The sequence below is a fragment of the Ruegeria sp. YTSC002 genome (assembly GCF_059609845.1).
Map to the genome: position 1 here is coordinate 144020 of NZ_JBXWML010000005.1, position 18686 is coordinate 162705.

General features: G+C 59.4%; 18 protein-coding genes. 10 read left to right on the plus strand and 8 right to left on the minus strand.

Annotated elements, in window-relative coordinates; all coding sequences use genetic code 11:
- The first annotated feature begins 7 nt into the window (after positions 1-7).
- The 5 genes from leuC (at position 8) to AC2FFD_RS12045 (ending at position 4838) form a co-directional block, all read left to right on the plus strand.
- Positions 8-1411, plus strand: coding sequence for a 3-isopropylmalate dehydratase large subunit (gene leuC, locus AC2FFD_RS12025; RefSeq protein WP_496873155.1), 1404 nt, complete (start codon positions 8-10; stop codon positions 1409-1411).
- A 37-nt stretch (positions 1412-1448) separates the two neighbouring features.
- The gene (locus AC2FFD_RS12030; RefSeq protein WP_170345729.1) at positions 1449-2003 is read left to right on the plus strand and encodes an HdeD family acid-resistance protein; all 555 of its coding nucleotides are present in this window, start codon (positions 1449-1451) and stop codon (positions 2001-2003) included.
- Positions 2004-2045: 42 nt separating this feature from the next.
- Positions 2046-2651 (plus strand): 3-isopropylmalate dehydratase small subunit, encoded by a 606-nt coding sequence (leuD, locus tag AC2FFD_RS12035; RefSeq protein ID WP_170345730.1) that lies wholly within the window; start codon positions 2046-2048, stop codon positions 2649-2651.
- Positions 2652-2982: 331 nt separating this feature from the next.
- Positions 2983-3813 (plus strand): hypothetical protein, encoded by an 831-nt coding sequence (locus AC2FFD_RS12040; RefSeq protein ID WP_170345731.1) that lies wholly within the window; start codon positions 2983-2985, stop codon positions 3811-3813.
- Positions 3810-4838 carry an endonuclease/exonuclease/phosphatase family protein gene (locus tag AC2FFD_RS12045; protein WP_170345732.1) on the plus strand — a complete coding sequence of 343 codons (1029 nt, stop codon included), beginning with the start codon at positions 3810-3812 and terminating at the stop codon, positions 4836-4838. The genes AC2FFD_RS12040 and AC2FFD_RS12045 overlap by 4 nt, the downstream gene beginning before the upstream one ends.
- Here AC2FFD_RS12045 and AC2FFD_RS12050 read toward each other — a convergent pair.
- A complete protein-coding gene (locus tag AC2FFD_RS12050) occupies positions 4830-5738 on the minus strand; it encodes a Rossmann-fold NAD(P)-binding domain-containing protein (protein ID WP_496873156.1) in 909 nt (302 codons plus the stop codon). The genes AC2FFD_RS12045 and AC2FFD_RS12050 overlap by 9 nt on opposite strands.
- An 84-nt stretch (positions 5739-5822) precedes the next feature.
- On the opposite strand from AC2FFD_RS12050, the gene AC2FFD_RS12055 reads away from it, so the two are divergent.
- Positions 5823-6716 carry a LysR family transcriptional regulator gene (locus tag AC2FFD_RS12055; RefSeq protein WP_170345734.1) on the plus strand — a complete coding sequence of 298 codons (894 nt, stop codon included), beginning with the start codon at positions 5823-5825 and terminating at the stop codon, positions 6714-6716.
- Between the two features lie 3 nt (positions 6717-6719).
- On the opposite strand, the gene AC2FFD_RS12060 is transcribed toward AC2FFD_RS12055, so the two are convergent.
- The gene (locus AC2FFD_RS12060) at positions 6720-7247 is read right to left on the minus strand and encodes a redoxin domain-containing protein (RefSeq protein ID WP_496873157.1); all 528 of its coding nucleotides are present in this window, start codon (positions 7245-7247) and stop codon (positions 6720-6722) included.
- A 91-nt stretch (positions 7248-7338) separates the two neighbouring features.
- Between AC2FFD_RS12060 and leuB the strand changes: the two genes are divergently transcribed.
- Positions 7339-8442, plus strand: a complete 1104-nt coding sequence (gene leuB / locus AC2FFD_RS12065) for a 3-isopropylmalate dehydrogenase (protein WP_171120093.1) — start codon at positions 7339-7341, stop codon at positions 8440-8442.
- Between the two features lie 77 nt (positions 8443-8519).
- Here leuB and AC2FFD_RS12070 read toward each other — a convergent pair whose 3' ends face one another.
- The gene (locus AC2FFD_RS12070; protein ID WP_496873158.1) at positions 8520-10694 is read right to left on the minus strand and encodes a transglycosylase domain-containing protein; all 2175 of its coding nucleotides are present in this window, start codon (positions 10692-10694) and stop codon (positions 8520-8522) included.
- Between the two features lie 258 nt (positions 10695-10952).
- On the opposite strand from AC2FFD_RS12070, the gene AC2FFD_RS12075 reads away from it, so the two are divergent.
- Positions 10953-11291 carry a P-II family nitrogen regulator gene (locus AC2FFD_RS12075; protein ID WP_170345738.1) on the plus strand — a complete coding sequence of 113 codons (339 nt, stop codon included), beginning with the start codon at positions 10953-10955 and terminating at the stop codon, positions 11289-11291.
- 34 nt (positions 11292-11325) lie between these two features.
- Positions 11326-12648, plus strand: a complete 1323-nt coding sequence (locus AC2FFD_RS12080) for an ammonium transporter (RefSeq protein WP_496873159.1) — start codon at positions 11326-11328, stop codon at positions 12646-12648.
- Positions 12649-12718: 70 nt separating this feature from the next.
- On the opposite strand, the gene AC2FFD_RS12085 is transcribed toward AC2FFD_RS12080, so the two are convergent.
- From AC2FFD_RS12085 to AC2FFD_RS12100, 4 genes are all read right to left on the minus strand, one after another.
- Complete coding sequence (locus AC2FFD_RS12085) at positions 12719-13903, minus strand: amino acid aminotransferase (protein WP_496873160.1); 1185 nt, start codon at positions 13901-13903, stop codon at positions 12719-12721.
- Positions 13903-14757, minus strand: coding sequence for a 3-mercaptopyruvate sulfurtransferase (gene sseA, locus AC2FFD_RS12090; RefSeq protein ID WP_496873161.1), 855 nt, complete (start codon positions 14755-14757; stop codon positions 13903-13905). The genes AC2FFD_RS12085 and sseA overlap by 1 nt, the downstream gene beginning before the upstream one ends.
- A gap of 71 nt (positions 14758-14828) precedes the next feature.
- Complete coding sequence (locus tag AC2FFD_RS12095; protein ID WP_170345742.1) at positions 14829-15098, minus strand: CBU_0592 family membrane protein; 270 nt, start codon at positions 15096-15098, stop codon at positions 14829-14831.
- Positions 15095-15658: a helix-turn-helix domain-containing protein gene (locus AC2FFD_RS12100; protein WP_496873162.1), complete on the minus strand. Its 564-nt coding sequence runs from the start codon at positions 15656-15658 to the stop codon at positions 15095-15097. Before AC2FFD_RS12100 ends, AC2FFD_RS12095 begins: the two co-directional genes overlap by 4 nt.
- A gap of 107 nt (positions 15659-15765) precedes the next feature.
- Here AC2FFD_RS12100 and ilvD point away from each other — a divergent pair, with 107 nt between their 5' ends.
- Positions 15766-17598: a dihydroxy-acid dehydratase gene (ilvD, locus tag AC2FFD_RS12105; RefSeq protein WP_425079403.1), complete on the plus strand. Its 1833-nt coding sequence runs from the start codon at positions 15766-15768 to the stop codon at positions 17596-17598.
- Between the two features lie 199 nt (positions 17599-17797).
- Here ilvD and AC2FFD_RS12110 read toward each other — a convergent pair whose 3' ends face one another.
- Positions 17798-18616, minus strand: a complete 819-nt coding sequence (locus tag AC2FFD_RS12110; protein WP_496873163.1) for a sulfotransferase family protein — start codon at positions 18614-18616, stop codon at positions 17798-17800.
- Between the last annotated feature and the right edge of the window lie 70 nt (positions 18617-18686).

Here is an 18686-nt window from a genome sequence, read left to right on the forward strand (position 1 = left end):
AGGACCGATGTCCCCCAAAACACTCTATGACAAGATCTGGGATGCCCATGTCGCGCACGAAGCCGATGATGGCACCTGCCTGCTGTATATCGACCGCCATCTGGTGCACGAAGTCACCAGCCCGCAGGCCTTCGAAGGTCTGCGCATGGCGGGCCGCAAGGTGCGCGCACCGGAAAAGACAATCGCCGTACCGGACCACAACGTACCCACCACACCGGACCGGGTGAACGGTATTGAAAACCCCGAATCGCGCATTCAGGTCGAAGCACTGGACAAGAACGCCCGGGATTTCGGCATTCACTATTACCCGGTGAATGACGTCCGTCAGGGCATCGTGCACATCGTCGGCCCCGAGCAAGGCTGGACCCTGCCCGGCATGACCGTTGTCTGCGGCGACAGCCATACCGCCACCCACGGCGCCTTCGGCGCGCTGGCCCACGGCATCGGCACGTCCGAGGTCGAACACGTTCTGGCCACGCAGACCCTGATCCAGAAGAAATCCAAGAACATGAAGGTGGAAATCACCGGCAAATTGCAGCCGGGCGTGACCGCCAAGGACATCACCCTGGCCGTGATCGGCAAGACCGGCACTGCTGGCGGCACCGGCTATGTCATCGAGTATTGCGGCGAAGCCATCCGCAACCTGTCGATGGAAGGCCGCATGACCGTCTGCAACATGGCCATCGAAGGCGGCGCACGCGCAGGACTGATTGCACCGGATGAGACCACGTTCGAATATGTCAAAGGCCGTCCGCATGCGCCGAAAGGTGCGCAGTGGGAAGCCGCGATGAATTGGTGGAAAACGCTCTATACCGATGAAGACGCGCATTTCGACAAGGTCATCACCCTGCGTGGCGAAGACATCGCGCCCGTCGTCACCTGGGGCACCAGCCCCGAGGATGTTCTGCCGATCACGGCAACCGTGCCGCACCCCGAGGATTTCGAAGGCGGCAAGGTCGAGGCGGCCCGCCGGTCAATCGAGTATATGGGTCTGAAAGCCGGTCAGAAGCTGAGCGATGTCGAAATCGACACCGTCTTTATCGGGTCCTGCACCAACGGACGTATTGAAGACCTGCGTGCCGCGGCCGAAATCCTGAAAGGCAAGAAGATCAAGGACGGGATGCGCGCCATGGTCGTGCCTGGTTCGGGGCTGGTCCGCGCCCAGGCCGAAGAAGAAGGCCTGGCCGACATCTTCAAAGAGGCCGGGTTCGAATGGCGTCTGGCAGGCTGTTCGATGTGTCTGGCGATGAACCCGGACCAGTTGCAACCGGGTGAACGCTGTGCCGCCACCTCGAACCGTAACTTCGAGGGCCGTCAGGGTCGCGGCGGGCGCACACACCTGCTGAGCCCGGCAATGGCTGCCGCAGCGGCAATCACGGGACGGCTGACAGACGTCCGTGAATTGATGTAAGCTGCCCTCATATCTAGATATTTGAGGGATTGAAGACATGAGTGACTGGATTAAATGGCTCCTGTTGGGGCTTCTATCGATAGCGTTCGGCATCTTTGCGCTGGGCAATGCGATTGCGGCTTCGCTTGCCGTAACGGTCGTGACCGGTGCGCTACTGCTGATTGCGGGCGCGTTGCAGGTGGTCGGCGGTTTCACCGTCGAAGGCACCGGCAACAAGATTCTGTCACTCATCATGGGCGCGGTCATGCTGTTCCTGGGCTGGTCCTTTCTGGATCACCCGCTACAGGGAACGCTGACGCTGGCGACCGTGATGCTGATCCTGTTCATGGCGGGCGGCATTGCACGGGTCATTCTGTCGTTCCAGATGAAAGGAACACAGTTTTTCTGGCCCACGATGATCTCGGGCATCTTGTCGATCATCCTCGCAGGTATCATCTGGTCTTACGCAAGCAGCGAACCCGCCGCCTTGCTGAGCCTTCTGGGTATCCTGCTGGGAATCGAGATGCTGTTCAACGGGTTCGGATTGGTGTTCATGGCGCTCTTCTTGAAAAACGTACCCAAGGACGAAACAACCAAAGCGAAAGAAGCTTAATCGCAGGACACGGGCGCGGCCCTCTCCTGCAGGAGTGTAGACATGGAAAAGTTTGAAAAAGTCCACGGGGTGGCCGCCCCGATGCCATTGATCAACATCGACACTGATATGATCATCCCCAAAGTGCATCTGAAAACCATCAAACGGTCCGGCCTTGGCGTCGTGCTGTTTGATGAAATGCGCTATCATGATGACGGGCAGGAGAATGAAGAATTCGTCCTGAACAAGCCCGCCTATCGCGAGGCCGAAATTCTGGTCGCCGGCGACAATTTCGGCTGCGGCTCGTCACGCGAACACGCGCCATGGGCGATCAAGGATTTCGGCATCAAGGTCGTGATCTCGACCAGCTTTGCCGACATCTTTTTCAACAACTGCTTCAAGAACGGCATCCTGCCGATCGTGGTCGAAGAAGAACATCACGCGATCCTGATGGAAGACGCCCATAAGGGTGAGAACGCCCGCATGACCGTGCACCTGGAAGATCAGCAGATCACCACTTCGGACGGGGTCGTGATCGAATTCGACATCGACCCGCACCGCAAGCACTGTCTGCTGAACGGTCTGGACGACATCGGTCTGACCATGGAGAAAAATCACCACATCGACAAATTCGAGGATCACGCAAGTCAGGCCCGCCCCTGGGTGTAAGGCCCGAGCCGATTCTTTGGACATACAACCTAACGGGGTCGCCAAGGCGGCCCCGCTCTCATTCTTGGGGTTGATTTTCACAGAACCACAACATCTTGATCTCACTTTGAGATACACGTCGGATTTGCGTCGAAAATGATGCAATCCCGCACCAGTTGCGCCATCATTTTGCCCGAAATCACGTGTTTTCTGCACCCTGTCTTGAGCGAAATGCCGCTTATCGTCCATGTTGGCGCTAAAGAGGCATCCGTCAAAACTCGAGACGATGGGAACAAGTTGGAATGTAAGTCGGCGAAGATCGGCTTATCCGGTTTGAAAAAGGGTTCGGATAGTGATTGCGCGCACAACAGGGGCGGCGATACGCGGAATACTTGTGGCACTGATGGTGCTGACACCCGCGTTGTACCTGCCTGTATCATCGACGAACGGGACCGAGATTCTGGTCTTCCTCGCGATTCTCGCGTTCATCCTGACGTTCGCCGAGTACAATTCCGCCTTTCCCAGCTTTATTGAATTTCGCGATGCTCCACCGGTGAACCGCCTGCGATTTGTCGGGTTGATGTCGATGGTCACCTTTCTGACGCTGGTTTGCAAAAACGCCTATGAACCGACTGAACTGACCACGTTTGCCTACGCTGTGGGTCTGGCCGTCGCGAATGTCGCGGACTTCCCCTATTCCCCGGTTCGGTTGATCGTGCTGATGCTCCCCTTGGATGCGGGCCAGCCATTGATCGAACTGGTTCGGATCGCAGCCAGCGTAGCCTACGTCGCTGCTTTGGTCACCGTCGCCAGCTTTGCCTATGCGGTCAAGGTGCGTGGCTGGCCCACGGGCAATGGCGCCTTCAACGTGTGGACCAATCTACCGCTGTTTGATCCCACCAAGGGCGGCGATGTTGTTACCCGCCTGCAACGTGACGGACGCCTGAATATCTGTATTGGTGTTCTGCTTCCCTTCGTCATCCCCGCTGTCATCAAGCTCATGAGCAGCGTTGTCGCCCCGATCTCGCTGAGCAATCCGCAGACGCTGATCTGGACCATGTGCGCCTGGGCCTTCCTGCCCGCCAGCATGATCATGCGCGGCATGGCGACGCTTCGCATCGCAGGTCTGATCGTGGAAAAGCGCCGCGCCTATTCGACAAGCGAGACAACGCAAGCCGCATGATCCGCGCCCTTGCTTTGCTGCTGCTGCCTTTCTCGGCACAGGCAGAGGTTTATCGCATCGCCACCTACAACACTGAACTCAGCAGAAACGGCCCCGGCCTGCTGCTGCGCGACATTCAGCGGGATGATGCGCAGGTTGCGGCTGTCGTCGAGGTCATTTCCGCCGCGCGACCTGATGTCATAGCCCTGCAAGGCATCGACTGGGATCTGGAAGGCGCAGCCCTGAGCGCCCTGTCCGAAAAACTGCGCGATGCCGGTCTGGATTTCCCCTATCACTTTTCCGCCCGACCAAATGCAGGGCTGGAAACACCGCTGGATCTGGACGGCGATGGCCAAACGCAAGGTCCCGGCGACGCGCAGGGCTGGGGAAAGTTCACCGGCCACGGAGGGGTGGCGGTGTTGTCCCGTTTCGAAATCCTGACCGATGACGTTCAGGATTACACCGATCTGCGGTGGAAAGACCTGCCTGGGGCCACTTTACCAAGCAAAAACGGCCTTCCCTTCCCGTCTGAAGCTGCGCACGACATTCAGCGCCTGTCCTCGACCGTGCATTGGGTGCTTCCGATCGAAACCCCGAATGGGCGTTTCAGCCTGATGACCTTTCACGCTGCCCCACCGGTTTTTGACGGCCCCGAAGATCGCAATGGTCTGCGCAACAGGGATGAGATTCGCCTGTGGTCGGTTTTGCTGAATGGCGGTCTGGGGCCAGTTCCTCAAAGCCCCTTTGTGATAGCTGCGGACGCCAATCTCGACCCGACCCGCGGAGAAGGCCACAAGCAGGCCATTCGCGCGCTTTTGACCGATCCCCAGTTGCAGGACCCGATGCCAAAGGACCCATCGGGTTCATCAGCAACAGTCGAATGGAAAGCCACCGGGGAAATGCGCGTTGACTATGTGTTGCCGTCCAGTGATCTGCAAATCTTGGAAACCGGCATTGTCTGGCCCGTGGAAGGTGACACGCTGTACGACAGTGCCCGACGCGCCAGCAGGCATCGACTGGTCTGGGTTGACATAATCCTACCCTAGAACCTCGCCCCTGTTCCCGGTTGTTGGCGATGAAGCGGCCCGTTGGGGCGGAATGGCGGAACGCAAGGCATCCTCCAAATTCGTTTTGGGAAACGAGCCCAGCAATTCTTTCACATAGCCGCCATCCAGTTGATGCGGCACGTGCCAGAGGTACCGCATCTCGATCAAATGAGGGGCCATGCGCCAGAATGGGCGGGCCAATTGCAATGGCCACCATTTCATGCGCCGCACTGCAACCGTCCGGCCGGTGACATGCGAAAGCGATTGAGCGATCTGCGTCCCGGTCAAAGTATACCCTTCAAATGGAACATCGCAGTATCGGGGGAGGTCTTCGCGAATCTCAGCCAGCGCGACGGCGGCGCGGGCCAGATCAGGCAGAAAGGCCCAAGCGTGCGGCGCCTCCGGATCACCGGGATAAACGAACCGACCGCGCGACAAACGCTTGATCATGACCTGATCGAACCAGTTTCCGGATGCATTGGTGTCAATGAAATCCCCGGCACGCAAAAGGATGGTGCGCACGGTCGACGCGCGATAGGCCTCTTCCATGTCGATCCGGACCCGACCCAGAGGATTGGTGGCCTGATGCGGGGTTCCGCCCGACCATGGACCCGGCGTATCTTCGCCAAATACGTAGACATTGCCCGGCACAATCACGGTCGCCCCCGTATCTGAGGCCGCATCTATCACCCGCTTGGTCAGCACAGGCACATCGCGCGCCCAATCGGGATAGGGCGGGTTCCATCCGTTCACGATGACATCCACGCCGCGCGCCGCCTGTGACAGCGAATCGGACCTGCGGTCAAATTCTGTCACGTCCCAGCCCGCGTGCCTGAATGCCTGTGCTGCATTGCGTCCAAAGCGACCTGATGCGCCCAATACCAGTGCTGATCGTGCCATGTCTGCCTCCTGACTGAGATCAATCTACCCATTCACTTCGCGCAAGGAATTGCCGCAGAACGCAGAACGTGTATTCATTTATGAATGGATAAAGCACTGACACATGCAGATTGGTCTCTGATCCAGTGCTTTCTGGCCGTGGCCGAGACCGGATCGCTGTCTGCCGCCGCACGGCATCTCAATCGCAGCCAACCCACTTTGGGGCGACAGGTTCAAAATCTCGAGGACGAGCTGGGTGTCTCGCTTTTCGATCGCCACGCGCGCGGTCTGAAGCTCAGCGAAGCGGGTTCACAGCTTTTGCCGATGGCCCAGCAGATGCACAGCGCCATGACCGCGTTCAGTCTTGCCGCCGCGGGGCAATCGCAACAGCTTGAAGGCTCGGTGCGTATCACCGCATCGGTCTTTGCCTCGCATCACCTGCTGCCACCGATACTGGCGTCCATCCGCAAGCAGGAACCCACGATACAGCTTGAACTGGTGGCCACCGACACCACCGAGAATCTGCTCTATCGCGAGGCGGATATCGCCGTGCGTATGTATCGCCCTGCTCAGGTGGATCTCATTTCCCGCTATCTCGGGGATGTGCCGCTGTGTTTTTGTGCCGCCAAGTCCTATCTGGACCGGAAGGGGCGCCCCAAGACGCCGGAAGAACTGTTTACGCATGACCTGGTGGGTTTTGACGCGAACCAGGAAATCATCAAGGCCATGCGTGAAAAGGGATGGCCCGCCAGCCGCGACAGCTTTGCCACCCGCTGTGACCTGCAAAGCGCCTATTGGGAACTGATCCGGGCGGGCTGTGGCATAGGCTTCAGTCAGGTACAGGTTGCCGAAGCCGACCCCGACGTGGAAATCCTGCCGCTGGATGTGGACATCCCGATTCTTCCGGTGTGGCTGGCCGCACCTCAGGCCATGCGCCAGACCCCACGCATTCGCAGGGTCTGGGATTTGTTGGCCGAAGGGCTCAAAGCCAGTCTCTGACGATCAAAGAGGGCCGGTATAAGTGCCGCGCGCGGGATAGTTGTTGCCCAGAGTGAACTTCAAACCACCCGCAATATCCGCCATGGACGGGCGACCGAAAGGCGTGGTCTGTTGCCACGCATAGTACAGCGTCCGGTCGGGTGCGATGTAGAAATGCCCGGGCTCTGCGAACAGGTCCGGTTCAGCGCTGCCTTCGCGCTTGATCGAGATGTTCAGTCCCCAATCGTCGCGCGCAGCAGACAGCGGCAGGCTGTGACCCACACGCAGGCGCGACGCTCCGGCTTTGTCGGCGGCTTGCGTCGCGCGCTCGGCTGGATCGGTGGTGATCATGATGACCTCGACGCCCAGCGCCGCAAAGTCATCCAGCGCCGCTTCGACCTCGGCCATCTGCCTGATGCAGATCGGGCAATGCAGCCCGCGATATTGAATCACCAGCGTCCCGTTTTCGCCCTTGTCCGCGTCAAGATCAAAGCTGCCATGGGCAACAGTTTCGATTTTCAGCGCAGGAACCGGATTTCCAGGAGTCAGCATGTGTTTTCCTTCTGTTTTGGCAGGTTCGTCTCATTGACCCGATGCAACGCAGACGCTAGGCCCTGTGCAACAAAACGCAAGGAGACCCTTCATGTCCAACCCTTCGCTCCTTATCCTGCCCGGAGACGGAATTGGCCCGGAAGTCATGGCCGAAGTGCGCAGAATCATCGATTGGTTCGGCGCCAATCGCGGTCTTCAATTTGACGTGAGCGAGGACCTTGTCGGCGGTGCCGCCTATGACGCCCACGGCAAGCCTCTGTCCGATGAGACGATGGCCAAGGCGCAAGAGGTCGACGCGGTTCTGCTGGGCGCCGTTGGCGGACCGAAATACGACGATCTGGATTTCAGCCTCAAGCCCGAGCGCGGCCTGCTGCGCCTGCGCAAGGAAATGGACCTGTATTCGAACCTGCGCCCGGCCCAGTGCTTTGACGCGTTGGCCGATTTCTCGTCGTTGAAGAAAGACATCGTTGCCGGTCTGGATATCATGATCGTGCGCGAACTGACCTCGGGCGTCTATTTCGGTGAACCGCGCGGTATCTTCGAGGAAGGCAATGAACGCGTTGGCATCAATACCCAGCGCTACACCGAATCCGAGATTGAACGCGCCGCGCGCTCGGCCTTTGAACTGGCGATGCGCCGGAACAAAAAACTGTGCTCGATGGAAAAGGCCAACGTGATGGAATCGGGCATCCTGTGGCGCGAAGTCGTCAACCGCGTTTCCGCTGACTACCCCGAGGTCGAACTGAGCCATATGTACGCCGACAACGGTGCCATGCAGCTGGTGCGCGCACCCAAGCAGTTTGACGTGATCCTGACCGACAACCTGTTCGGCGACATCCTGTCGGACTGCGCCGCGATGCTGACCGGGTCTCTGGGTATGTTGCCGTCGGCGTCGCTGGGCGCTCCGATGGCCAATGGACGCCCCAAGGCGATGTACGAGCCCGTACACGGGTCGGCCCCCGATATCGCAGGTCAGGGCAAAGCCAACCCGATCGCCTGTATCCTCAGCTTTGCGATGGCTCTGCGCTACAGCTTTGATCAGGGCGAGGAAGCGGATCGGCTGGAAGCTGCGATCGAGAAAGTTCTGGCCGACGGCGTTCGCACCGGCGATCTGCTGGCGGATGAGGGCGTTCAGCCCGTGTCGACCAGCGAAATGGGCGACGCGATCCTGTCTGCATTGGACGCAAGCGTCTAAGTCACGAAAAAGAGTGAATGACAAAAGGCGGTGCCCGGTGCACCGCCTTTTTCTTGTTTCAGTTTTTCGAGTTTGCTTTAGTTGCCGCCGAAAATGTTCTTAAGCAGATTGTTGATGTCATTGGCAAAACCTCCGCGCTTTCGGCGGGGCTGCGGCTGGGCGACCTGAACCGGTGGTTCCGGCGCCATCATCGGCAAGGGTGTGGGTGTCATCCCCTCGGTCACGCGCAGCATGGTTTCCTTCCAGATCTCGGCAGGCAACCCGCCCCCGGTTACGCCGGACAAAGGCGTGTTGTCATCATATCCCATCCAGACCCCGGCCACATAATCCGCCGTGAACCCGATGAACCACGCATCGCGCGCGGCCTGGGTCGTTCCGGTCTTGCCCGCCACCTGCCAGCCGGGCAATTTGGCTCGCCCGCCGGTTCCTTCAGAGACCACACGTTCCATCATCCAGGTCAGCTGTTTGGCAGCCTTTTCATTGATGACCCTCTCGCCAATACCGGTTGTCGTGACCATGACAGGTGTTTCGTCGCCCAGCAGCTTCAGTTCGGTCAGCCCATAAGGTTCAACCTGTGACCCGCCATTCAGGATACCCGCATATGCGCCGGTCATCTCGATCAACGTGCTTTCAGAGGCACCAAGCGCCAGCGCGGGCCCCTGTGCCAGGTCGCTGGCAATCCCAAAGCCGCTGGCGACCGTCCGAACATTGTCCAGGCCGGAAATCTCGGCCACTTTCACCGCCGGTATGTTCAGCGAGTTTTTCAGCGCATCGGCCAAGGTCACCCGCCCATAATACTTGTTGGTATAGTTCTTGGGGCACCACTGGCCTGACCCCGGAATATCGACGCAATAGGGTTCATCCATCACCGTATCCAGCGGCGAATATCCCAGTTCCAGCGCGGTGGCATAGACGAACGGCTTGAACGACGATCCCGTCTGACGCAGCGCCTGTGTCGCCCGGTTGAACGCGCCAGACACGCGTGTTTTGCGCCCACCAACCATGGCACGTACCGCGCCGTCGGCCGACATCACGACAATGGCCGCCTGCGCCTTTGATCCTTCGCGGACTTTTTCCTGAAAGATGAATTTCAGCGCCTCTTCCGCAGAAGTCTGGATGCGCTGATCCAAGGTCGTCCGGATCACCACATCTTCGGTCGTGTTGCGGGTAAAGAACTCGGGCCCGCTGGCCATGACCCAATCCGCAAAGTACCCCCCGGCCCGCGCAGCCGCCGCCTCGGACAGTTGCGCAGGTCGCGCTCGTGCTTCGCTGGCCTGCGCAGTGGTCAGATAGCCCTGATCCTCCATCAGACCGATCACAAGGCGGGCCCGGTCCTGAGACCGTTGCAGATTGTTCGTCGGCGCATAGCGTGTGGGCGCAACCAGCAGGCCGGCCAGCATCGCTGCCTCGGCCGGCGAGACTTCGGCCGCGGACTTGCCAAAGTATCGCTGGCTTGCGGCCTCGAACCCGCGCGCGCCTGCACCAAGGAAAGCCCGGTTCAGGTAGATGGTCAGAATTTCATCCTTGGAGTATTTCACCTCCATCGCCATTGCGTAAACAGCCTCTTTGGCCTTGCGCCACAGTGATCCCTGACGACAATCGGATTCATAGGCAGCCTCGGATTCCCATTCAGTCGGATCATAAGGCACGCCCAGACACAGCAGTTTGGCCGTTTGCTGCGTTATGGTTGACCCGCCATGCCCGGACAACGGGCCGCGCCCTTCGCTCAGGTTGATGCGTACGGCGCTTGCCACACCGCGCGGACTGACACCGAAATGGCGATAGAAGCGTTTGTCCTCGGTCGCGATGACGGCGTTTTTTAGATGCGGGGACACCGTATCAGCCGTGATCACCCCGCCAAACTGGTCGCCGCGCCACGCAAACACTTTGCCGTCCCGGTCCAGCAGCGTGACCGACCCGCGCGCACGCCCGTCCAACAAGGCATCCAGGTCCGGCAAAGAGGTATAGACGACGCCCACTGCCAAAGCGATCACAATGGCCACAACTGCGCCAACCCGCCAGGTCAGACCCCAGACCATACGCCAGACCCAGCGGAAAAAGCGACGCAAGATCCCGCCGCCCTTGCCGCCCGATCTCTTGCGCGTCTTCTTGCGCGCGGTTTTGCGCGTGGTTGTCTTGCGGGCCGTTGCCTTCTTGCCCGCCGGGCGCTTGGACGCCGACGGTTTACGGCCCTTTGACGGGTACCTTCTATCCGCAACCAATTTCGGCTTGCGTCGCTTGGACTCAGTCATGCTCAAACTCTGCCCGGTTTTTCTTTTGCGCCACCATACCCCGCTGACCTGAGTATGTAGAGGTCCGATTTTCCGAAAATTCCCCTCACAACACCGCCTGTTATTTAATCAATGTACCCGACATGTGCAAAAAATGTGCAACTTTTCACCATTTGGCAGCCCTTTCGCCCCCAAGAGCCGTTTCTTACCACGTTCAGTCGCGCATTTTTCTGCGGGTGCAAACAAACCGGCTCCACCGGAGAACCAGAGGGGAAAGACGTGAAACTGATCATTGCGACAATCAAGCCGTTCAAGCTGGAGGAGGTGCGCGAAGCACTGACCGAGGCCGGCGTGCGCGGCATGATGGTGACCGAGATCAAGGGCTTCGGCTCGCAATCCGGCCACACCGAAATCTATCGGGGGGCCGAATACGCGGTGAACTTCGTGCCCAAGATCAAGCTGGAAATCGTGGTGCCCGCCGCGATGACCGACCAGATCGTCGAGACCATCACCAAAACCGCCAAGACCGGCAAGATCGGCGACGGCAAGATTTTCGTCCTCGATGTCGAGCAGGCGCTGCGCGTGCGGACCGGGGAAACCAACGAGGACGCGCTGTAAAGCGCGCCCAATCACACTCATTCGAGGAAGACACATGAACCTGATGAAATCTCTCATCCCTGCCGCCGCGATTGCCGCGCTGCCGCAGATGGGCCTGGCGCAAGAGGCCGCAGGCGAGACCGCACAGCATACGCAATACATCCTGACTTCGCTGTTGTTTCTGGTCGGCGGTTTTCTGGTATTCTGGATGGCCGCGGGCTTTGCCATGCTCGAGGCCGGTCTGGTGCGTTCGAAAAACGTGGCCATGCAGTTGGTCAAGAACATGGGCCTGTTTTCCTTTGCGGCCATCATGTACTGGCTGGTCGGCTTCAACCTGATGTACCCCGGTGATGGCTGGACCATCACAGGCATTCTGGGCGCGTTCTCGCCAACGTCGCTCGAGCCGGTTGGTTTGGCCAACACCGAAACCGCGCTGGATTATGCGTCGGTCGGTTCAGACTTCTTTTTCCAACTGATGTTCTGCGCCACCACCGCGTCCATCGTATCGGGCACCATGGCCGAGCGCGTCAAACTGTGGCCCTTCTTCTTCTTCGTGATCGTCCTGACGGGCATCATCTACCCGATCGAAGCGTCCTGGCAGTGGGGTGGCGGCTGGTTGTCCGAGATGGGCTTCAGCGACTTCGCCGGCTCGACCCTGGTGCATGCCGCAGGTGGTTTCGCCGCTCTGGCCGGTGCCATCGTCCTGGGCCCTCGTATCGGTAAATACAACAAGGAGGGAAAAGTTGTGCCCATCCCCGGCTCGAACCTGGCGCTGGCAACCCTGGGGACGTTCATCCTGTGGTTGGGTTGGTTCGGTTTCAACGGCGGTTCGCAGCTGGCAATGGGCACGATCGGTGACATGGCCGATATCAGCCGTATCTTCGCCAACACCAACATGGCCGCTGCCGCCGGTGCCGTCGCCGCTCTGATCCTGACGCAGGTGATGTACGGCAAGGTTGACCTGACCATGGTTCTGAACGGCGCGCTGGCCGGGCTGGTGTCAATCACCGCTGAACCACTGGCACCGTCGCTGTTTCAGGCACTGATCATTGGCGCAATCGGCGGTGTGATCGTTGTCCTGACCGTTCCGATGCTGGACCGCATGAAGATCGACGACGTGGTCGGTGCGATCCCGGTTCACCTGATCGCAGGCTTCTGGGGCACCTTTATCGTGGCATGGACCAACGGTGATGCGTCCTTCGTGACCCAGATCATCGGCTTCGCGGCCATCGGTCTCTTCGTCTTCGTGGTCAGCTTCATCCTGTTCTCGATCCTCAAGGCCACCGTCGGCCTGCGGGTCGGCGAGGAAGAAGAGATCAACGGGCTCGACATGGGCGAACTGGGTATGGAAGCCTATCCCGAGTTCTCGAAAGGCTGAGCCCACTTCAACCAAAACAAAAAAACCCGGGCATTCGTGCCCGGGTTTCTTGTTTGGGAATGTCTGATAGTCAGACGCCGACGTCAATGATGGCCTTGGCCAGAATCGGCACGGTTGCCGCGTTCAGACCGGCGATGTTCAGGCGGCTGTCGCCGACCATGTAGATGCCGTGTTCAACGCGCAGTTTCTCGACCAGTTCCGGGGCCGCACCCAAACGCGAGAACATGCCGCGGTGCTGGGCGATGAAACCAAAGCGGTCCGAGCCGCTCAGGCGCTGGAGTTCATCGGCCAGTTGGCGACGCAGGCCCAGCATCGAATGACGCACCTCTTCCAGTTCGGCCATCCAGTCGGCGCGCAGGGCTTCGTCCATCAGGATCGTGGTCACAACACGTGCGCCGTGATCGGGCGGGAAGGAATAATTCTGGCGGTTCAGGAATGCCAATGTACCCTGGTTCAAAGCGGTCTGCCCGGCATCGGCGCTGATGGCCATCAGCAAACCGGTGCGTTCGCGATACACGCCGAAATTCTTCGAACATGATGCCGCTATCAGGCATTCCTTGACCGAAGACGCGACCAGACGTGTTGCTTGCGCATCCTCTTCCAGACCATCGCCGAAGCCTTGATAGGCGATGTCGATCATTGCAACGAGGCCAAGTGCGTTGATCAGGTTCACGACCTCCTGCCATTGAACCATGTTGAGGTTGGCGCCGGTCGGGTTGTGGCAGCAACCGTGCAGCAGAACCACGTCACCCGCCTTGGCGGTCTTCAGGTCTTCGATCATGCCGTCGAAATCGACGCCACGTGTGTCACCATCGAAATAGCGGTATTGAACCGTCTCAATCCCAAGGTAGTTCAGGATCGACAAGTGGTTCGGCCATGTCGGGTTCGACACGAAGACGCGGGCCGACGGGTTCGCCATGCGGATCATCTCGAACGCCTGACGGCAGGCGCCGGTGCCGCCCGGTGTCGCCACGGCCGCGATATTGCCGCGCTGAACCGAGGTGCCGAGGATCAGACCGATCATCGCATCCACATAGGCCGGGTCGCCGGCCAGCCCGGTATAGGCTTTGGTTTCCTGCTCTTCCCAGATGCGCTGCTCGGCCGCTTTGACGGCGCGCATGACCGGGGTAATGCCTTCTGCGTTTTTGTAGACGCCGACACCCAGGTCGATCTTCTGATCGCGCGGGTCTTCGCGGTACATCTGCATCAGCGCCAGGATCTTGTCGGCAGGCTGCGGTTTCAGGTTCTCGAACATCAGGTCTCTCCGGTTGCGACGGGCAGGGTCGGGAAGGCACCCCATTCAGCCCATGAGCCGTCATAAAGCGAGTGGTCTTTCTTGCCCATGCGCTCCAGCGCAAGGCTCAGGATCGCGGCAGTCACGCCGGACCCGCACGAAGTGATCGCCGGTTTCGACAGATCGACGCCCGCCGCCTCGAATATGGCGCGGCATTCTTCCGGCGACTTCATGGTGCCATTGGCGTTCAGCAACTGGCCAAAGGGGACATTGCGTGAACCCGGGATATGCCCCGAGCGCAGCCCCTCGCGCGGTTCGGCCTCGGCCCCGGAAAACCGGCTGGCCGAGCGGGCGTCGATAATCTCATGATCACCCAGCTTGGCGGCGGCGGACACTTGCGTGACGTCCCGGACAAGCTGATTTTGCACCCGAACGGTCATATGACGATCACGGATGACCGGCGGCAGGTCTTCAACCTCGCGCCCTTCCGCCTGCCATTTGGGGAATCCACCATCCAAAACCGCGATGTTTTCCTGCCCCATCAGACGGAACAGCCACCAGACCCGCGCGGCCGACATCAGCCCGGCGCCATCGTAGACCACGACCTGATGACCATCGCCCACCCCCATCGCGCGCAGGCGCGACATGAATTTCTCGACCGGAGGCGCCATGTGCGGCAAGTCGGAACGGTGATCAGATATCTCATCAATATCAAAGAACCGCGCACCGGGGATGTGGCCTGCATCATACTCGGCCTTTGCATCACGATTTTGCGCGGGCAAGTACCACGACCCGTCCAGAATCCGCAGATCCGGATCCTTTATATGCGCGGCCAGCCAATCGGTGGATACGAGGGTTTTTGGATCGTCCTGCATCAAAGCCTCCCCTAAGCGCGCTTGATTTTTCCCTATACCCGGCAGCATAGGGGTTCAAGGCTGGATAGCGCTCACCTGGCGCTGCGCAGGCGGAAATGTTGGATAATCCCAATGAGGCTGATCAGAATCCAGAACCCCTCGATCAACATCGATGCGAGATTGAAATTCTGGAGCAGGGAATAGACGATCAGCACCGAGCCAACCAGGTTGATCACCGGAAAGGCCAGATCATCCGAGTTCATCATCCGCATCTGTGTCGCGAAATACGCGGCGACCACGATCAGGGCCCCGAAAGAGCCGATGGCGTCAACGATGGTCAGACTGTCGAAAAATGCGGTCATGAATGGGCCTTGCCGTTCTCTACAAACTCGGTGTGTTGGGCGTAATGGTGCATGTTCAGAAAGGCCGCCCCCTTTGGACCGGCGCGATACCCGTGCGGGAGATCCGCCGCGAAACGCAACCCCTGCCCGGCCTGTAGGGAAACCCACTCGTCTCCGCGCAGGATCTCAAGCGTGCCGTTCAGAACAAAGACCTCCTCGGTCACGCCTGTCGCGTGGGCGGGCGACTCGTGGCTTTGGTTCGGTGTGAGGTTGACGTGGAATGTCTCGGCCCCCAGAGCGGGATCGAAGGGAAAGACGATCTTGACCTCGATCGAGCCGGGGAAAGTGACGGTCTGAAAAACCGAAGGATCCCCATTCATCGTATCGATCAACGCGCTGAGCGGCAGTTGAAACCCCTTGGCAATTTTCCACAGTGTTGCGATGGTCGGGCTGGATTCGCCGCGCTCGATCTGCCCCAGCATGGCTTTGCTCACGCCCGTCATCTCGGCCACTTTCGACAGGCTCAGGCCCGATGCCGCACGCACGTCTCGCAGTTTCAGCGTTATTTCGTCAGAGTCCATCTCATCGTCCCGCGAATCCTCTTGTGCGTTATAGCGCACATGTGGTACGTGCGCTATAACGTACGAACCCCAAGACATGCAACCCGAGGCAACAGGGAAACAGCATCATGCCATTGTACCGATCCAGAACCTCAACCCATGGCCGCAACATGGCTGGCGCACGCGGCCTTTGGCGTGCCACCGGCATGGGAGACGATGATTTTGGCAAACCGATCATTGCCATCGTCAACTCGTTCACCCAGTTCGTGCCCGGTCACGTCCACCTGAAGGACCTGGGCCAGATGGTTGCGCGCGAGGTCGAGGCCGCCGGTGGCGTTGCAAAAGAATTCAACACGATCGCGGTGGATGACGGCATCGCCATGGGCCATGACGGCATGCTGTATTCGCTGCCCTCGCGCGAAGTCATTGCGGATTCGGTCGAATACATGGTCAACGCGCATTGTGCCGACGCGATGGTCTGCATTTCGAATTGCGACAAGATCACCCCCGGCATGCTGATGGCCGCGATGCGCCTGAACATCCCGGCCATATTTGTCTCGGGCGGGCCGATGGAGGCCGGCAAGATCGATATCGCTGATCTGGATGCCAAGAAAATCGACCTCGTCGATGCGATGGTGGCCGCGGCAGACGACAAATTCACCGACGAACAGGTTCAGCACATCGAAGAGAATGCCTGCCCGACCTGCGGGTCCTGTTCGGGCATGTTCACTGCGAACTCGATGAACTGCCTGGCCGAAGCGTTGGGCCTGGCCCTGCCGGGCAACGGCTCGACATTGGCGACACATGCCGACCGCAAAGAGCTGTTCCTTGAGGCAGGTCGCCGCATCGTCGAGATCACCAAGCGCCACTACGATCTGGATGAAAAAGGTTTTCTCCCACGCGAGATTGCCACATTCGAAGCATTCGAAAACGCCATGAGCCTCGACATCGCCATGGGCGGATCGACCAACACGGTTCTGCATCTGCTGGCGATCGCGCATGAGGGTGGCGTTGATTTCACCATGACCGACATGGACCGCCTGAGCCGCCGCGTTCCCTGCCTGTGCAAAGTCGCGCCCAACACCGAAAATGTGCACATGGAAGACGTCCACCGCGCCGGAGGTATCTTCTCGATTCTCGGAGAGCTCAGCCGCGCAGGCCTGCTGCACGAGGAATGCAACACGGTGCATTCCGCCACGATGGGCGAAGCGATCGCCAACTGGGACATCAAGGTCGCCAACAATCCCAAGGCGCAGGAGCTGTTCAAAGCCGCCCCCGGCGGCGTGCGCACCACACAGGCGTTCAGCCAGTCGAACCGGTACAAGGAACTGGATACCGACCGTGAAGGCGGCGTGATCCGCTCGAAAGAACACGCGTTCAGCCAGGATGGTGGTCTGGCCGTTCTGTTCGGCAATATCGCCCGCGACGGCTGCATCGTGAAAACTGCTGGCGTGGACGCCAATATCCTGAAGTTTACTGGCTCGGCTTACGTGTGCGAAAGTCAGGATCAGGCGGTCAACGACATTCTCACCGGCAAGGTAAAAGAAGGCGACGTGGTGGTGATCCGCTATGAAGGCCCGCGCGGCGGTCCGGGGATGCAGGAAATGCTGTATCCGACGTCATATCTGAAGTCCAAAGGACTGGGCAAAGCCTGCGCGTTGCTGACCGATGGTCGTTTCTCGGGCGGCACATCAGGCCTGTCGATCGGACATGTATCACCCGAGGCGGCCGAAGGCGGTGAGATCGGCCTGGTGCAGAATGGCGACACGATCGAGATCGACATCCCCAACCGCACCATTCATCTGGCTGTGTCAGACGAAGAGCTGGCCGCCCGCCGCACGGAACAGGACGCAAAGGGGTGGGAGCCCGCCGCGCCCCGCAAACGCAAGGTGTCCACTGCGCTCAAGGCCTATGCAAAGCTGACGACCAGCGCAGCAAAAGGGGCTGTTCGCCAAGTCTGAGCGCCTGCGGGACCGGCTTGCTGAGGCGGCGAGCCGGGATTTCGACCGTCTTCAAGAACTCCCGCGCCCAAATCGCACCATCAGCTTTGCTGATGCCACGTTTGGCCTTGGGCCCGGCGCCGCGCAACGCGCGGCGCCGGGCCCAACCGGAGGAGATGTTTCGCAAGAAAAATCGACGACGGGCGGGAGCACCCCACGGTCAGTCGCCCAGTTTGGCGTGGATTTCGTCCAGATCGATTTCGCCGATCGGCATCTTGTTGGCCGGGTTTTCGAAGTCGTATTTGAACAGCTCGAAATCCTGCTTGTAGATCTCGTAGACCAGATGCATTGACAGATCGTCAAAGTAGTCCTCGACCGGATGCGCACGTTTTGGCCCGTGCCCTTCGGATTCATTGAACCGTGGGATCTCGGACAATTTGACCGGGTGCTTCAGCTCGACATTGTCCAGAACATCCTGCATCCCGTCATTGAACGCTTCTGTCCAGAATATCCGGTCATAGTGACCGCCGTTCACGATGAAAGTGGACACGTGGCCTGACATCGCAGACCAGTGAATGTCCGGGTCCATCGGGCGCCGCCACCGGATCGTATCACGCGCAAACAGCAGAAACCGGCGGAAGCTGGCGATCTGGTCAAACTCTCCTTTGCCATCGTCGCCGCCCACTTCGATCCCGTAGTTGTAGATCAGCGTCGGCACCAGATTGCCGCGGTATCTCTTGCCGTTGCGCTGAATGCCGCAGATTTTGTCAAAGAATGAGCTGAGAATGCGGGTGTAGGGATTGCGCACGCAAGTGAACGAATAGGATGCGTGATTGCGCACGTTGTTCGAGATCAGGTTCTGGCTCTGATCAAATGCCCATTTGTGCATGCCGTCCTTGGCATCATGGATATCACCGTCAAAGAACTGACCGTGATCCGAAAAATACATGATCTGACCAATGGTCGAGCAGGCACATTTGGGCACCACACGGTACACCATGCTTTCGCTCTCGGTCATCCAGGTACCGGGAAACCCCATCTGCTGTGCCTCCTCCGCTGGCCAAGTCTCGATGCGATACGCCAGCTTTTGGTTACAAAGAACCAAAATT

Excerpts from the sequence above, each read along its gene's own strand:
- leuC (WP_496873155.1), top strand. The coding sequence starts at position 8 with ATGTCCCCCAAAACACTCTATGACAAGATCTGGGATGCCCATGTCGCG.
- AC2FFD_RS12030 (WP_170345729.1), top strand. The coding sequence starts at position 1,449 with ATGAGTGACTGGATTAAATGGCTCCTGTTGGGGCTTCTATCGATAGCG.
- leuD (WP_170345730.1), top strand. The coding sequence starts at position 2,046 with ATGGAAAAGTTTGAAAAAGTCCACGGGGTGGCCGCCCCGATGCCATTG.
- AC2FFD_RS12045 (WP_170345732.1), top strand. The coding sequence starts at position 3,810 with ATGATCCGCGCCCTTGCTTTGCTGCTGCTGCCTTTCTCGGCACAGGCA.
- AC2FFD_RS12050 (WP_496873156.1), bottom strand. The coding sequence starts at position 5,738 with ATGGCACGATCAGCACTGGTATTGGGCGCATCAGGTCGCTTTGGACGC.
- AC2FFD_RS12055 (WP_170345734.1), top strand. The coding sequence starts at position 5,823 with ATGGATAAAGCACTGACACATGCAGATTGGTCTCTGATCCAGTGCTTT.
- AC2FFD_RS12060 (WP_496873157.1), bottom strand. The coding sequence starts at position 7,247 with ATGCTGACTCCTGGAAATCCGGTTCCTGCGCTGAAAATCGAAACTGTT.
- leuB (WP_171120093.1), top strand. The coding sequence starts at position 7,339 with ATGTCCAACCCTTCGCTCCTTATCCTGCCCGGAGACGGAATTGGCCCG.
- AC2FFD_RS12070 (WP_496873158.1), bottom strand. The coding sequence starts at position 10,694 with ATGACTGAGTCCAAGCGACGCAAGCCGAAATTGGTTGCGGATAGAAGG.
- AC2FFD_RS12080 (WP_496873159.1), top strand. The coding sequence starts at position 11,326 with ATGAACCTGATGAAATCTCTCATCCCTGCCGCCGCGATTGCCGCGCTG.
- AC2FFD_RS12085 (WP_496873160.1), bottom strand. The coding sequence starts at position 13,903 with ATGTTCGAGAACCTGAAACCGCAGCCTGCCGACAAGATCCTGGCGCTG.
- sseA (WP_496873161.1), bottom strand. The coding sequence starts at position 14,757 with ATGCAGGACGATCCAAAAACCCTCGTATCCACCGATTGGCTGGCCGCG.
- AC2FFD_RS12095 (WP_170345742.1), bottom strand. The coding sequence starts at position 15,098 with ATGACCGCATTTTTCGACAGTCTGACCATCGTTGACGCCATCGGCTCT.
- AC2FFD_RS12100 (WP_496873162.1), bottom strand. The coding sequence starts at position 15,658 with ATGGACTCTGACGAAATAACGCTGAAACTGCGAGACGTGCGTGCGGCA.
- ilvD (WP_425079403.1), top strand. The coding sequence starts at position 15,766 with ATGCCATTGTACCGATCCAGAACCTCAACCCATGGCCGCAACATGGCT.
- AC2FFD_RS12110 (WP_496873163.1), bottom strand. The coding sequence starts at position 18,616 with ATGGGGTTTCCCGGTACCTGGATGACCGAGAGCGAAAGCATGGTGTAC.